Annotated in this window: 11 protein-coding genes; 4 read left to right on the forward strand and 7 right to left on the reverse strand. The window is 70.9% G+C overall.

Features of this window, described 5'->3' with window-relative positions; genetic code table 11:
• Positions 1 to 101: 101 nt before the first annotated feature.
• Entirely contained in the window at positions 102 to 1,667 is a 1,566-nt protein-coding gene (locus Manayef4_RS19560) for an FAD-dependent oxidoreductase (protein WP_175443432.1), read from the forward strand.
• A gap of 42 nt (positions 1,668 to 1,709) precedes the next feature.
• Here the strand turns inward: Manayef4_RS19560 and Manayef4_RS19565 are convergent, their stop codons facing one another.
• From Manayef4_RS19565 to Manayef4_RS19575, 3 genes are all read right to left on the reverse strand, one after another.
• Positions 1,710 to 2,693, reverse strand: a complete 984-nt coding sequence (locus Manayef4_RS19565; RefSeq protein ID WP_070132840.1) for an AIM24 family protein — start codon at positions 2,691 to 2,693, stop codon at positions 1,710 to 1,712.
• A gap of 84 nt (positions 2,694 to 2,777) precedes the next feature.
• Positions 2,778 to 3,455, reverse strand: coding sequence for an AIM24 family protein (locus tag Manayef4_RS19570; protein WP_070132735.1), 678 nt, complete (start codon positions 3,453 to 3,455; stop codon positions 2,778 to 2,780).
• 62 nt (positions 3,456 to 3,517) lie between these two features.
• Positions 3,518 to 4,876, reverse strand: a complete 1,359-nt coding sequence (locus Manayef4_RS19575; protein ID WP_035912209.1) for a TerD family protein — start codon at positions 4,874 to 4,876, stop codon at positions 3,518 to 3,520.
• Between the two features lie 287 nt (positions 4,877 to 5,163).
• On the opposite strand from Manayef4_RS19575, the gene Manayef4_RS19580 reads away from it, so the two are divergent.
• Positions 5,164 to 6,153, forward strand: a complete 990-nt coding sequence (locus tag Manayef4_RS19580; protein WP_070132737.1) for an aldo/keto reductase — start codon at positions 5,164 to 5,166, stop codon at positions 6,151 to 6,153.
• Positions 6,154 to 6,218: 65 nt separating this feature from the next.
• Here Manayef4_RS19580 and Manayef4_RS19585 read toward each other — a convergent pair whose 3' ends face one another.
• Entirely contained in the window at positions 6,219 to 6,794 is a 576-nt protein-coding gene (locus tag Manayef4_RS19585) for a hypothetical protein (RefSeq protein ID WP_035733167.1), read from the reverse strand.
• 223 nt (positions 6,795 to 7,017) lie between these two features.
• On the opposite strand from Manayef4_RS19585, the gene Manayef4_RS19590 reads away from it, so the two are divergent.
• Positions 7,018 to 7,797, forward strand: coding sequence for a sporulation protein (locus Manayef4_RS19590; protein WP_070132738.1), 780 nt, complete (start codon positions 7,018 to 7,020; stop codon positions 7,795 to 7,797).
• A gap of 58 nt (positions 7,798 to 7,855) precedes the next feature.
• Complete coding sequence (locus Manayef4_RS19595) at positions 7,856 to 8,281, forward strand: GNAT family N-acetyltransferase (RefSeq protein ID WP_011437295.1); 426 nt, start codon at positions 7,856 to 7,858, stop codon at positions 8,279 to 8,281.
• A gap of 92 nt (positions 8,282 to 8,373) precedes the next feature.
• Here the strand turns inward: Manayef4_RS19595 and Manayef4_RS19600 are convergent, their stop codons facing one another.
• From Manayef4_RS19600 to Manayef4_RS19610, 3 genes are all read right to left on the reverse strand, one after another.
• On the reverse strand, positions 8,374 to 10,581 hold the full coding sequence (locus tag Manayef4_RS19600; protein WP_011437296.1) for a prolyl oligopeptidase family serine peptidase: 2,208 nt from the start codon (positions 10,579 to 10,581) through the stop codon (positions 8,374 to 8,376).
• A gap of 81 nt (positions 10,582 to 10,662) precedes the next feature.
• Complete coding sequence (locus Manayef4_RS19605) at positions 10,663 to 12,447, reverse strand: N-acetylglutaminylglutamine amidotransferase (RefSeq protein WP_070132740.1); 1,785 nt, start codon at positions 12,445 to 12,447, stop codon at positions 10,663 to 10,665.
• Positions 12,448 to 12,720: 273 nt separating this feature from the next.
• Complete coding sequence (locus Manayef4_RS19610) at positions 12,721 to 15,306, reverse strand: carboxylate--amine ligase/circularly permuted type 2 ATP-grasp protein (RefSeq protein WP_070132742.1); 2,586 nt, start codon at positions 15,304 to 15,306, stop codon at positions 12,721 to 12,723.
• Between the last annotated feature and the right edge of the window lie 18 nt (positions 15,307 to 15,324).

Raw genomic sequence — 15,324 nt, forward strand, 5'->3', positions numbered from 1 at the left:
GGCAGGATGACGGGGACGACGGGCTCCGGGGACCGCCGCGGTCGCTCCGCCTGGTGGCGRCCGACGCGGGGCAGGCCCGGGGCGGGATCCGGGGAGCTGGCATGGGAACATCATCCGCACCGTTGCGCTGGACCACCCGATGCGTCATCGCGGGCGGTGGGCCGGCGGGGATGATGCTCGGTCTGTTGCTGGCCCGCGCAGGGGTGGACGTCATCGTGCTGGAAAAGCACGATGATTTTGCCCGTGACTTCCGCGGTGACACGATTCACCCGTCCACGATGGCAGTGATGGCGGAGCTGGGCCTGCTGACGGACTTCCTTCGCATCCCGCACACCCGGGCCGCCACGCTGGCTTTGGATATGGCGGGCCGGCGCCGGACCGTTGTGGACTTCCGGCACCTGCGGACGCCCTGCCCGTTCATCGCCCTGATGCCCCAATGGGACTTTCTCACGTTTCTGGCCGAGCGGGCCGGTGCCTATCCGACGTTCCGCCTGGCGATGAGCACCGAGGCGACCGACCTGGTCCGGGCGAATGGACGGGTCGTGGGCGTGCGCGCGGCCGGCCCCCTCGGGGAGGTCGAGATCCGGGCGGATCTGACGGTGGCCGCCGACGGCCGGCACTCGACCCTGCGGTCCCGTGCCGGCCTGCYGGTGCGGGAGCGCGGCGCTCCCTTCGACGTCCTCTGGTTCCGGCTGCCGAAAGACATGGGTGACAGGTCCGCGAGCGGCCGCCGGGCGGCGAGGGACGGGAACGGGAACGAGGAGGGGAACGGGCGTGGGGAGGAGAAGGGGAACGAGCGTGGGGAGGAGGGAAACGGGGACGGATTCACCCTGGCGCACCTCCGCAAGGGCCACGCCCTGATCACCCTGGATCGACGCGACTACTGGCAGTGCGGCATGGTGGTCCGGAAGGGGTCGGCGCAGCGGCAGCCAAGGACGGCCGGCGGGCTGGCGGCGTTCCGTGCGCAGATCACCACCGCGGCGCCGGCGCTGTCCGGTGCCGTTGACGACCTCACCGACTGGGACCAGGTGAAGACCCTGGTGGTGCAGGTCGACCGGCTTCGCCGATGGTTCCAGCCGGGTCTGCTCTGCATCGGCGACGCCGCCCACGCGATGTCCCCGGCGGGCGGCGTCGGGGTGAACTACGCCGTCCAGGACGCGGTGGCGACGGCGAACCTGATGGCCGTGACGCTGCGGGCCGGGCCACCCGAGCCGGCCGAGCTGCGGCGGGTGCAGCGCCGGCGGACCTGGCCGGTCGTGCTCATGCAGATGATCCAGGTCCGGCAGGGCGCCTTCCTGGTACGCCTGTTGGGTGACGACGAGCGGCCAGCGCACGGCGGCAGCCCGTCGCGCCAGGTCGCGCGTGCCCCCCTGACGAACGCGACGACGAACGCGACGGCAAGGACGATGACGGGGGCGGTGCGGGCCGGGATGTCCAACCTGGTGACGGCCATGATGTCCTATGGGGTGACCGCCACGGCGGCGCCGCGGATCGGGCGGGTGCTCGGGCGGGTACTCGGGCGGCTACTCGGGCGAGTCATCGGCATCGGATTTCGGCCCGAACACGTCCGCACCCCCGACGTGTTCGCCGAGGATGCCGGATACACCAAGAATGCCGGATACGCCAAGAATGCCGGATACGCCGAGGGCGTCGAGCGGGCGAGATGACCCCCCACGCCTCGCCGCCCGTCCGTCGCAGGCGGTGTCGCCTCAGYGGTTACCGAACAGACCGCCTAGGCCGCCACCGCCGAAACCGCCGCTTGGGCCGTGACCACCGTGACCGCCGTGCTGGTTGCCCTGGAACCCGCCCTGACCGAGGCCGAACTGTCCGGCGAGACCGGCACCCGCGAGCGCGTTGTACGGCGGAAGTAGCTCGCAGGGCTGCACGATGACGAAGCCCTCGCCGGTGAACTGCATCTGCCAGCTCTCCCCGGTGTTCCCCCGGGGTCGCCACACGGCCGAGGACGTCACCGCCGCCTGCATCGAGACCTGCAGGCTCGATGACCAGCCGACGACCGCGTCGGCGTCCGCGAAGTAGTAGTTCTGATGCGTTACGTGCATGACCAGCGGCGCCCCGGACGTGCAGACAGCGACCCGGCCGTTGCCGCGCAGCTCGACCTGGTAGCTCCCGACACCGGCGATGCCGACCTGGCTGTCCACCCGCACCAGGTCCCAGGTCAGGTCGGCGTTGAAGGCGAGCACGTTCTTGCCGTCGACGGTGAGCCCATCACCGACCAGGTCGAGGATGTGGATGTCCTGCGCCTGGTTGGCGAGGAAGACCGAACCCGATCCGGAGACCTGCATGAGGTTCAGGCCCTCGCCGCCGCTGAAGAAGCTGTGGAAACGCGAGCCCCAGCCCTCCCAGTGCGCGTCGAAGTTCGCGGCACCCTGGTAGGCGACCATCGCGCCCTTGCGGGCATAGAACTCCCGCATCCCGCGGGCGCCAAGCGTCGCCTTGRGCATCTTGCCGTTCTGCAGGGAAAACGGCTCGTCCGAGGGACGCTCGGGATTGTCCAGGAGACTGCTGCGGATGCCGCCGGCCGGCCCACCGGAGCCACCGGGAGGTGTCCCCTGGCCCGGCGGATAGCCCTGGCCCGGCGGATAGCCCTGGCCCGGCGGATAGCCCGGACCACCGCCGGGATAGTTGCCCTGCGGACCACTCGGGTGGCCGCCGTACATCCCGCCCTGCGTCATGTCGCCGTCCCCGTCCTCTCCGCGGTGCGCTCCGCCGTCCGGCGCCGGTACCCGGCCGCCCKCCCMCACCGTGCCATCGCGGCCTCAGCCCCGCACCGAGAAGGTCGGCCGCTCGTCCTCGCTCGGTTGCACGACGACGAACCCCTGGCCGGAAAAGCCGAGCTGGAACGCCTCCCCGGAGCCGCGCCCGATGAGCCCGCCGAGCCGGGCGGTGCGCCGGGGCTCGACGCRCAGCCCATCGGTGTAGGCGACGAGGGCGTCGGTGTCGACGTAGGTCGACGCCTCCCGGGTGTCGAGCACGATCGGACTGCCCTTGGCGGTCAGCGCCACCCAGCCGTGCCCACGCACCACCACGTTGAACATCCCCATTCCGGACAGCATGGTGATGCCGCGGACCCGCTCGATGCTCCACTGCAGCCCGGCGTCGAAGGCCAGGATGTTCTTGCCGTTGACCGAGAGTCCCTCGCCGGCAAGCTGCGCGACGATGACCTCCTTGCCGTAGTCCGCGAGGTACAGCAGCCCCTGGCCGGTCGCCGTCATGAGCGGAACGCCCTCACCCGTCGCCCAGGAGGAGGCGATCCGGCCGAGCTGCGGCGGCTGCGGATTGAAGTCGATCAACCCCTCGTAGGCGATCATTGACCCGACCCGGGCGAAGAGATCCTGGCCCGGGTTCATGACCACCTTGGCGATCTTCGAGCCGTGCCTGCTCATCCGTTCCATGATCGGAGTTGGTCCGTAGTGCTGGATCAGGCTGCCCTGCACGGCCCGCTCCTCTCCCCCGGCGGTCCTCCCGCCAGGCGCGCTTCCCGGATGGTCGACACGCCTCAGACCTCGTACGGCTGGACGACGATGAAGTGCCCCGCGAACCCCATGAACTGCAGAGCCAGTGCCTCGCCGCTACCGCCGGCGTAGATCTGCCGGGAGATCCGGACCTGAGTGGACACGCTGACCCGCATGCCGGTGGTCCAGGCGACGAGGGCGTTCATGTCCGCGAAGGTCGGGCCCTGCACGGTGAGGGTCATCGGAGACCCCTTGGTCATGACGACCACCGAACCCGGCCCGGAGACCTCGAAGTGGAAGAACCCCCCGCCGGGGATGCCGGGGCTCTCGATCCGACGCACCTCGGTGCGCACGGTGGCGTCCATCGCCAGCAGGTTCTTCGCGTTGACGCAGAGGGAGGAGCTGCCGAGCTCGACGATGTGCAGGTCCGCGGCGTCCTGGGCAAGGAAGACCTCACCCGAGCCCTTGCAGGTCATCAGCTTGAGGCTCTGGCCGGTCAGCTTGCCCTCGATGAGACCGCGCAGCCCGCTGCTCTTGTAGTCGAACTCGACGCTGCCCTGGTAGGCGACCATCGACCCGCGCAGCGCCAACGCGTCCGGACCGAGGGTGACCTTGACCAGCTTGCCGTTCTGCTGGGTCCACCGACCGGCGGTCGGCACCTCACGGTAGGGATCCAGGCTGTTCATCGCCCCGGGCAGGGTGGGTCGCGCCTGCGACGGCAGGATCTCGGGTCCGCCGAACGCGCCGGTCGGCGGCATCCCACCCGGCATGCCGGTGGCGGGCATCCCACCCGCGAAGCCCATGGGCGGCGGTGCAGCGAGCGGAGCGCCGAAACCGGGAGCGCCGAAACCGGGAGCGGGGGCCGGCTGCGGCGCCTCGTCGGCGACCTCACCGCCGTAAGAGCGGATGAGCTCGGCCAATCCCCCCTGGAACCCCTGGCCCACGGCGGCGATCCGCCACACACCCTTGCGGTAGATGTCGGCGATCATCACGGCGCGCTCGCTGGTGAAGTCGGCGCCGGTGAAGGAGTAGCGCAGCACCTCGGTTCCCGCGACGACGACCCGCAGGTACCCCGACGAGATAGCCGAGGCGCTACCGGCACCGTCGAGGGCGGCGCAGAACGACAGCCGGCCGATCGAGGCGGGCACCTGGTCGAGGGTGACCCGGAACGCCTGACTGTCGCCGGCCTGCGGCCCGAGGAGCTGGATGGACTTCTCCGGCGACGCCGGCTGGTTGAAGAAGACGAAGTAGCGGTCGTCGGTGAGGCGATCGGCGCCGTCCAGGCCGAAGCAGGAGATGTCCCACTCCCCCGGCGCATTGATCTGGATCCCGACGTACAGGTCGGTGCCCGGGGTGATCGTCGACAGCTGCGCCTTCTGCCCTCGACTGAACTGGGTGACCAACACGCTCCCTCCACCTGGCATTCCGTGCCGGACCGGCGCAACCATGACCTACCGGCGTTACCGTGCCCAACCGGCCAGCCAGCACCCGCCCGCATCCGCACGAACCGGACTGCCGGCAACCTAGCAGCTGCCGGAGAGTACAGCCGAACACGTCGGCGCCGGGAACGCTGTCGATCCCCGGACAAGACGATTCGCGGACAGGACGATTCGACGACGACACCGGCATCGGAGCGGCTACCKGTGAGGCTCCTCTCGCGCTCCGACATGGTCGGGCGTTCACTGGACAGATGCGCTACGTCGAGGGCATCACGACAGCCAGCGGTAAGAAGATATCCAAGATCGGCCTCGGAACCTGGCAGTTCGGGTCCAGGGAGTGGGGGTACGGGGCGAGCTACGCCGACACCGAGGCCGGGCGCATCGTGCGCCGGGCCCTCGAACTCGGGGTGACGCTGTTCGACTCCGCCGAGATCTACGGGATGGGACGCAGCGAACGCATCCTCGGCTCGGCGCTGGCCGGGATCCCGGACGCGCTGGACCGGGCGTACGTGGCGACGAAGGTGTTCCCCGTGCTCCCGCTGGCTCCGATCGTCGAGCAGCGGGCGGTCGCGAGCGCGAACYGGCTCGGGGTGCACCGCATCGACCTGTATCAGGTCCACCAGCCCAATCCGGTGATCAGGGACGGCCAGACGATGCGCGGGATGGCGGCGCTGCGCGCCGTCGGCCTCGTCGGGGACGTCGGGGTCAGCAACTACTCGCTGACCCGCTGGCAGGACGCCGAGGCGGCGCTCGGCGCGCCCATCCTGTCCAACCAGGTCGAGTACAGCCTGGTTCGGCGCAGGCGGGGCGAGGAGCTGCTGGCGTTCGCCGCCCGGGAGTCCCGGATCGTGATCGCCTGGAGCCCGCTGAGCCAGGGGCTGCTCTCGGGCCGCTACGACGTCACGAACCGCCCGACCGGGCGGATCCGCGCGATAAACCCGCTGTTCCTCACCGAGAATCTGGCCCGCGCCACCCCGCTGCTCGACGTCCTACGCGAGGTCGCCGCCACGCACGACGCCACCCCCGCCCAGATCGCGCTGGCCTGGGCGATCCATCATCCGTCGGTCGTCGCGATCCCGGGGGCGTCCAGCGTCGCCCAGGTGGAGAACAACGCCGCCGCGGCCGACATCACGCTCACCGAGGACGAGTACGGCACGTTGACCGCAGCCGCGCAACGCTTCGAACCGCTCGCCGGCACGTCGGCCTTCGCCGCGCTGGCCGCGGAACGGCTCCACCGCTGACCGCTGTCCGGCCAGTCCGAGGCGCCCGGCCAGTCCGAGGCGCCCGGTCAGTCCGAGGCGCCCGGTCAGTCCGAGGCGTCGTAGGTGGTCACGTCGTCGGAGGAGATGTCGTCGGAGGAGATGATGTGGAACGGCGGGCACACCCCGGTCGAGTGGTGGGCCGCGGCCTCCAGCGCCATCCGGACCCGCTGTTTCGGGTCGAGGCCCCGGGTGCTGTGCAGCGAGCCGCAGGCGTACTCGTCGCCGCTGCCGACCGCATAGTAGTTGTCCGCGCTGCGGCCGATCTGGTAGTCCGAGTCGATGCGGTAGAGGTGTCCGCGGAGGCCGACCAGGAACAGCCCGCCGCTCTCATTGCCGGAGTCGTTGCGGGCGAAGCCGCCGTCACGCAGGCAGTCCCGGACCACCGCGATGAAGTCCGTCGCCATGAACCGATCGAGATCCCAGTCCTGCGGGACCGGGGGCACGAGGCTGTAGCGGAGCAGCTGGCCCATCCGGAACGAATCAGTGAACCCCATAATGAACTCACTGTTACGAAACACCTTGGTATCCGCACGGACAGTGATAGACCAGCCAGCGACACCGGCGCTGTCCCCACCGATCACGACCCGGCCGTCCTGCTGTACCCCGACGATGCAGGTCACGAAGCGGAATGGTACCGGTTCGCCCCGAAGCCGGACGCCGTACCCCATCCGCGTCACCAGCCCGTTGACACGCTCCGCCCGTTGACACGCTCCGCCCGCTGTCACCCGCCCCGCCCGCTGTCACCCTGCCGACCCGGGAGCCGTTCCGGCGGTCCGGTCGTCAGGCGGATGTGAGAACGTGTMCTGCGCACACACGAGAACGGAAGCGGAGGACGGGCACACCATGGGGATGAAGCGGTTCATGTCGCGGCTCGGCGTGGGCGGGGCCGCGGTCGAGACCGTGCTGGACCGTCCGGAAACCCTGCCGGGCCAGGTCGTGACCGGTCTGACCACCGTCACCGGCGGCAAGGTCGAGCAGAAGATCGAGAAGGTCCTCGTCGCGCTCGAGGCGACCGTCGAGGTCGAGACCGACGACTCGACCTGGCACGAGCAGGTCACCTTCGGTACCCAGCAGATCGGTGGCGRCTTCACTATCCACCCGGAGCAGCAGATCAGCGGCCGCTTCGAGCTGCCCGTGCCGTGGCAGACCCCGATCACCGACATCGGCGGGTGGCATCTGCACGGGATGAAGATCGGGGTGCGGACCAAGCTGGCCATCCCCGGGGCGGTGGACCCGGGTGACCTCGACGCGGTGAACGTGCACCCGCTGCCCGTCCAGGAGGCGGTGCTCGCCGCCCTCGGTGACCTCGGCTTCCACTTCAAGTCCGCCGACGTCGAGAAGGGCCGCCTACACGGCTCYGACCTGCCCTTCTACCAGGAGATCGAGCTGAAGCCGTCGGGCGAGTACGCCCGGCGCATCTCCGAACTGGAGGTCACCTTCCTCGTCGACGGCTCCGGGGTGGACGTCGTCCTGGAGGCCGACCGCCGCGGTGGGCTGCTGTCCTCCGGCGGCGACGAGCTCAGCCGGTTCCGGCTCGGCCACCACGACACCGACCGGCACCAGCTCGCCGGGCTGCTCCACCAGCAGCTGGAGCACCTGGGCCGCCGCCGCGGCTGGTTCTGAGCGCTCTACCCGTCCGGGGGACGTCGGCTCACCTGGTGAAGCTGCAAGAATACGGTATGTGAAGATCGAGGAGCTGGAGGCGGATCGTACCTGGCTGGCGTTCGACCCCATGCGGCAGCTTCGGCCGCACCTGACCTCCACCGGGTTCGTCAAGCTCGTCAACGAGGTCCAGCGCCCCGAGGGCTACCGCCTGGTCGCGTCATGGGACGGGGAGCTGGGACGGGTGGTCGCGGCGGTCGGATTCCGGCAGGTGACCTCGCTCGCCTACGGGCGGCATCTGGTCATCGACGATCTGTCCACGATCCTGGCGGCGCGGGGGCGGGGGCACGCCACCCGGCTGCTCGCCTGGAGTGAACGGGAGGCGCGCCGGCTCGGCTGCGAACATATCCATCTCGACGCCGGCACCCACCGCTACGAGGCGCACCGGCTCTACCTGCGAACCGGCTTCACGATCGCGGCCTTCCACTTCACCCGCCGACTCTGAGGTCCCTCCGCAGTCCCTCCCCCGGCCGTCAGCCGTCCGGCGGTCAGGGGACAGGGGGTCAGGGGGGGCAAGGGGACAAGGGGGTCAGGGGGTCAGGGGGTCAGCAGCCGGGGGGTCAGCCAGTCGACGACCGCTCGGACGAACGACCTGCGGTGGCGCAGATCCGCGATCTCGTGCCCCTCGCCGGGAAAGAGCAGGTAACGGCAGTCGACGCCGCGAGCGAGGGCCGCGGCGACCGTCTGCTCCGCCTCGATCACCGGGACGTTGGTGTCGTTCTCCCCATGCACGACGAGCAACGGCGCGGCGAGGGCGCTCATCCGGTGCAGCGGGGACAGCGCCCGCAGCAACGCCGGCTCGGTGCGTGGATCACCGTACTTGGTGACCGCGGACGCGGCGATCCACGGCTCGGTGTACTGATAGAAGCTCTCCAGATCAACCATCCCGCAGACGTCTACCCCGACCCGGAACAGCTCCGGGAAGTGGACCATCGCCGCCAGCGTCAGATAGCCGCCGTAGGAGCGGCCGGCGACGCCGATCCGGTCCGGGTCAGCCAGGCCCGTCGCGACCAGATGCGCCACGCAGCTGCGGACGTCGGCGATGCCGCCGAACCGACGATGGGTGTGATCGGCCTCCTCGAACGACCGGCCGAATCCGGTGGAGCCGCGCACGTTCGGCGCGAACACCGCGATCCCCCGGGCGAGCACGGCCTGGAACAGCGGGTTGTAGACGGGACGCTCCTGCGCCTCCGGGCCGCCGTGCAGGTGGAGCAGGGTCGGGACCGGTCCTCGCGGGCCGTGCGGGCGGTACCACCAACCGGACAGTTCCCGGCCGTCGTGGGCCGGCAGGGCGCACGGCACCGGACGGACCAGCCGCGGGTGGTCACCGGTGCGGGGCCCGGGGATCCCGGGTACACGCGCCGGCGCGGATAGCCCGGATGGCATGGATGGCCCGGATGGCCCGGATGGCCCCGGGCTGTCGGATCCCAGGCCGTCAACGTCGATGTTCAGGACGACCCGCGGTCCCGGGATGGTCACTGCCTCGACGGGAGCGTGCGAGATCAGCCGACGGTAGCCGGCGGATGGCGCGGTGAGATCCCAGGTCCAGATCTCCCCCGGCCTGGTGGCACCATCCAGGGCAAGCACGAGCTCCCGCCCCCCGGGCCGGACGAGCACGCCGGTGACGACGTCGCGGGGAAGCGGCGGCAGCGTCAGTGACCGTCCGGTGGGCAGATCGACCAGCGCGAGCTCGCTGCGCCCGCCCACGTTCCAGACGACGACCGCCCGATCCGGATCGAGCAGGGCGAACCGCTCCAGATCGGCGTCATCCCGGGCGGCGAGGACCCGCGGCCCGCCGGTCGGATCGCCCGTGGGGTCGACGGGGACGTCGAACAACGCGGCCCGGTCCCGCCCGATGTCGCACAGCAGCAGCAGGCGACGGCCGTCGGCGACGAACCGACCGGTCACGGTGGTCGCCGTCCCGCCGGGCACCTGCCATGACCCGCCGATCCCCTCCCTGGCTGCGATCCCCTCCCTGGCTGCGATCCCCTCCCTGGCTGCGATCCCCTCCCTGGCTGCGATCCCCTCCCTGGCTGCGATCCCCTCCCTGGCTGCGATCATGGTGTCGACCACGAGCACCCGCCGGACGCCACGGGGGCCCTCCCGCAGCAGCAGGCGGTACCCGCCACCGGCCGGGCCCCGCCCCGGACCGCCGCTCCCCGTCCCGTCCGGCGCGGGGTCGGGGAGAACGACGACGTCGCACACCTGCAGCGCCACTCCGGCGGCGAGGCGGGTCCGTCGCCCGTCGGAGTCGATCAGCACCGCGGCGGTGCGGCCGGACGGATCGGAGCGGTCGGACTCGGTCACGACGAGGCCGTGGCCGTCGTCGGTCCAGCGGGCTGGGGTGGCGGCCCGCCTCCCGCCGCCGGCCAGGTGGCGCAGGTCACCGCCGTCCGCCCGGACGGTCCGGACCTCGGTGAGCTCCCCGCCGCCCGGCGCGACGTGGACGGCGATCCGGTCGTCGGTCGGCGACCACAGGACCGCCCGGACATGACCGGGGCCGGTGTCAACCGGGCGCTCCCGGCCATCCGGGTCCCGGATCCACAGCGCGGGGGCGCCGCCGCGATCGCCGACGAAGGCGAGCCGACCATGCGGGCCGGTACTCGGTGCGCGACAGCTCGCCGCCGCGACCCAGGCGTCGGACAGATCGCCGGGACGCCCGGAGTCGACGGTGTGCGCCACCACCGGCCGTCCCACCACCGGCCGTCCCACCACCGGCTGCGCCACCACCGCGGGTCGGATCATGTCACTCCAAGGGATCATGCGACTCGGTCGTGCGATGTACGTGGGTCGTGCGATGTACGTGKGTCGTGCGATGTACGTAGATCATGCGACCGTGTGGGTCTGGAGCCACATCTCGAGCAGCGCGGCCTGCCACAGGGCGTTCGCGCCGAGCGCCGTGCGGTTGTCGTTCGKGGCGGCGAGCATCGTCTGGACCCACACCGGCCGGAACAGACCCCGCGCCTTCGCCGCCGGATCGGTGAGCGCCTCGCGCACCCGGTCCAGGAACGGCCCGTCGAGATGGYGGATCGCCGGCACCGGGAAGTACCCCTTGGGTCGGTCGATGACGTCGACCGGCATCAGCGGGCGGCCGATGTTCTTGAGCACACCCTTGCCGCCGGAGGCGAGCTTCAGCTCCGGCGGGCAGGCTGCGGCGAGCTCGACCAACTCGTGGTCGAGGAACGGGGTGCGGGCCTCAAGCCCCGCGGCCATCGTCATGTTGTCGACCCGTTTCACGGGGTCGTCAACGAGCATGATCGTCGAGTCGATGCGCAGCGCGGCGTCAACGGCGGTTTCGGCGCCCGGCCGGGCGAAGTGGGAGGCGACGAAGTGCCGGCTGGCATCGGCCTCGATGAGATGGTGCGGCTCCACCATCGCGGGCAGGTCCCGGTGCGGTCGGTCGGCGAAGACCCGCAGGTAGGCGTCGACGGCGTCGGTCCGCCCAACACCCGCCAGCGGCGGATACCAGGAATACCCGGCGAAGACCTCGTCGGCGCCCTGCCCCGACTGCACGACCTTGACGTGCCGGGAGACCTCCTGGGAGAGCAGGTAGAAGGCCACGCAGTCGTGGCTGACCATCGGCTCGCTCATCGCGGCGACGGCCGCGTCGACGGCGGGCAGCAGCCTCGTCCCCGGCACCCGGATCTGATGGTGGTCGGTGTCGAAGTACCGGGCGATGACGTCGGAGTAGACGAACTCGTCGCCGGGCTCGCCGCCGACGGCCTCGAACCCGACACTGAAGGTCGCGAGATCCTTCTGCCCCGCCTCGGCGAGCAGCGCGACGATCAGACTGGAGTCCAGYCCACCGGACAGCAACACGCCGACCGGGACATCGGCGACCATCCGGCGGCGCACCGCGAGGCRCAGCCGCTCGGCGATCGCGTCCTGCCAGTCACGGGCGGTCCAGTCCGCGTGCGCGGGATCGCGGGTGAAGCTGGGACGCCAGTACAGGTCGTCGGTCGAGGTGCCGTCCGGCTCCACCACCCGCACGGTCGCCGCGGGCAGCTTGCGCACCCCGGCCAGAATCGTGTGCGGTGCGGGCACCACGGAGTGGAACGACAGGTAGTGGTGAAAGGCGACCAGGTCGATGTCGGAGGAGACGCCGCCGSCGGCGAGCAGGGCCGGCAGGGTGGAGGCGAACCGCAGGCGCTCGCTGTTCCCGGTGAGGTAGAGCGGCTTGATGCCGAGCCGGTCCCGGGCGAGGATCAGCCGTMCGCTGTCCCGCTCGGCGATGGCGAAGGCGAACATCCCGGCGAAGTGGTCGACGCAGCGTCTCCCCCACCGGTGGTACGCCTTGCCGATCACCTCCGTGTCGGAGGTGGAGAAGAAGCGGTAGCCGGCMGCGATCAGCTCGTCACGCAGCTCCTGATAATTGTAGATGCACCCGTTGAACACCGTGGTCAGGCCGAGTTCGTTGTCCACCATGGGCTGGGCACCGCACTCGGACAAATCGATGATCTTCAGGCGACGGTGCCCGAACGCGACCGGGCCGGCGGACCATACTCCCACGCCRTCCGGGCCCCGCGGCACCATCGTCGCGGTCATCCGCACCACCGCGTCGACGTTCGCTCCCCGGCCGTCGAATCTCAGCTCGCCACTCAGCCCGCACATGTGCGCTCCCGTCGATCGATGAGGTCAGGCGAGATCCATTCCCCGAGGCTTCCTTCCCGGTACCGCAGCCGTTGACTACGACCTCACTTTCGAGGACGGAGATTTCACAACAGTGTCCGCGATGTTGCCAACTCCCTCGGTCGCCAACCCGCACGGAACCGCAGCGCATCCCGCACGGAACCGCAGCGCATCCCGCGACGGAAGACCGGGCCACCCTGGATCCGACTACGGAGAGTATCGGCCACGGAACGGTTGACGGCGGGGAATCACCGGCTAACGGCGGGGAATCCAGGTGTCCTTGGATCCCCCGCCCTGCGAGGAGTTGACGATCAGACTGCCGGGAGGCGCCACCCGGCTGAGCGCCGCGGGCACCACCCGCGGCTCCCGCCCGGCGTAGACAAAGACCCGCAGATCTACCGCGCAGGGTTCGAGATGGCTGTCATGCCAGGTCGGATGGGTCGACAGCGACACCAGTTCCTGGCCGATCCACTGCCGGGGATTGGCCAGGATCCGCTCGCGGACCTCGGTAAGCCGGTAGGGCTCGGCGTGCGRCCCGATGACCACGCCGGACCCGCCGTACCCGTCGACCGGTTTCACCACCAGTTGATCGAGGTTGTCCAGCACGTGTTCACACTGCTCCGGGTCGCCGCAGACATAGGTCGGCACGTCATCGAGCACCGGCTGCTCGCCCAGGTAGTAGGTGACCATCCGCGGGACGTAGGCGTAGACGACCTTGTCGTCACCCACCCCGTTACCCAGAGCGTTCGCTATGCCGACCCGGCGGGCCCGGATCGCGCGCAGCAGCGGGAGCCCCAGCGGGGTGCCGGCGGCTCCGAGGGCGCCGAACAGGTCGTCCTCGTCCATCCGGCGGTAGAGGACGTCGACGCGGCACCGCCGGGAGCCGTCGATCCGGTAGACGACGTCGTTGTCGTCGACCAGCAGATCCGCCGGTTCCACCAGCGCGACGCCCATCTTCTCGGCGAGCAGGGAATGCTCGAAGTACGCCGCGTCGGTCTTCCCGCCGGTMAGCACGGCCACCGCCGGGTCCCCCGTCGCCGCCGCCGGGGCCGCCGCGACCAGCGCCTCGTGCAGCAGGGCGGGTATGCCGTCCAGTCGCAGGATGCCGGCCGGCGGACCGAGCTCCGGCAGCACCGACTCGGCGAGCCGCCGGCCTTCCATGGCGTAGGCGATACCGGACGGCACGCGCAGGTTGTCCTCCAGCACCAGCCAGCCGCCGTCGCCGCCGCGGACCAGGTCGATGCCGGCGACGGTCACCCGGATGGCGTCCGGGCCGACGGCGCGACCGCCGTGGCGCAGGCTCGGCGCATCGTTGACCACCCAGGCCGGCACGATCCCGTCGGCGACGGCCGCCCGCTCGCCGTAGATGTCGTGCAGGAACGCCTCCAGGGCCCGGACCCGCTGGCTCAGCCCGGTCGTCAGGGTCGTCCAGTCGTCGGCGGYGATGATCCGCGGGACCAGGTCGAACGGAAAGGGACGGCTGGCGGAGTCCCCCGAGGCCCGGAAGACGATCCCCCGGTCGTTCTGCTCGGCCTCGCGCGTCCCGACCCGTTCGTCGAGGATGCCCGGGCCGAGCCGTTCCAAGGTGCGCATGACGGCCCGGTACTGGGGACGGACCGCGCCGCGGGCGTCGACGATCTCGTCGTACCCGGTCGGCTGGTAGCGCTCGAGCAGCCGCGGCGCGATCTGGTCGGAGGCGGACACAGCGGGCGCGCTCCCCAGCGCGGCCGCCGCCCCCGCGGGCGGGACGTCGCGGGTCTCGGCCAGCACCAGATCCGCGACGTCGGTGAGCAGACCCCGACGGGCGAAGGCCCGGCGCTGGCGGTGCGCCGAGCTGCCCCGGCCGACGGCCTGTTCGGCCAGGTTGTCGATGAGCTCCCAGTCGTCGAACCGTTCGAGCTGCGGGCGGACCTCGGTGAGCAGCCGGCGCAGCATGGCCTGGGCCGGTATCGGGCCGGCACCGAGGATGTCGACAAGGTCGCCCTCCAGGCCGGACCGGGCCGCCCGCCAGGTCGCCGCGCGCAGCAGCTCCGCGCGTGGCGGCGGGGCCTGGCCGCCGGCCTCGATCTCCTCGATGGCCTGGCACACCAGCGCCCGGAACAGCCCGGCGATAAGGATGACGTTGTCGACGTCCGGGCAGGCATCGCAGATGCGCAGCTCGACGGTGGGCAGGTGGGCCGACGGGCGGACGTCGAAGTAGACCATCCCCGGGTCGCTGATCACCCCGGACTTGATCAGGTCTGCCACGAGCTGGTCGTACTCCGYGGCGGTCCGGAAGGACCCGGCGACCCCCGCGGTCGGCCAGCGCTGCCACACCAGCGTGCGCATGCTCGCGTAGCCGCTGTCGGCGCCCATCCAGAACGGCGAGCTGGCCGAGAGCGCCAGYAGCATCGGCAGCCACGGCGCGGTCCAGGCGACGACGGCCATCGCGAGGTCGCGGTCGGCCACGTCGACGTGCACTTGGGCGCCGCAGATGAGCTGCTCGCGCGCGACGATCTGGTAGTCCTCGGTCATCTGCTCGTAACGGTCGTCCCGGGAGACGTCGAGCAGATCCATGTCCACGATCGGCACGGTGCCCGCGGCGGCCGGCCCGAGCCCGAGCTCGCCGGTCACCTCCGCGAGTCGCCGCCGCAGATCGAGCAGGTTCGTCCGCAGCTCCAGCAGATCCGCCGTCGGCTGACTGTTCGTCTCGACAACCGATTTCAATAGCTCTGGAGAGAACGAGTCCCCGTCGAGTCGACGGAGGACCTCCTCGGCCCTGGGAACGAGCTGACGGGTAGTGAGATCGAGGATGTGAAATTCCTCCTCGACGCCGACGGCCACGATTCGTGCGTCGCTCATGGCGGGCTACGCTACGGC

Origin of the sequence: Frankia sp. CgMI4 (genome assembly GCF_001756285.1) — a bacterium.
Taxonomy (GTDB): Bacteria; Actinomycetota; Actinomycetes; order Frankiales; family Frankiaceae; genus Frankia; species Frankia casuarinae.

Excerpts from the sequence above, each read along its gene's own strand:
- Manayef4_RS19600 (WP_011437296.1), bottom strand. The coding sequence starts at position 10,581 with ATGATCCGACCCGCGGTGGTGGCGCAGCCGGTGGTGGGACGGCCGGTG.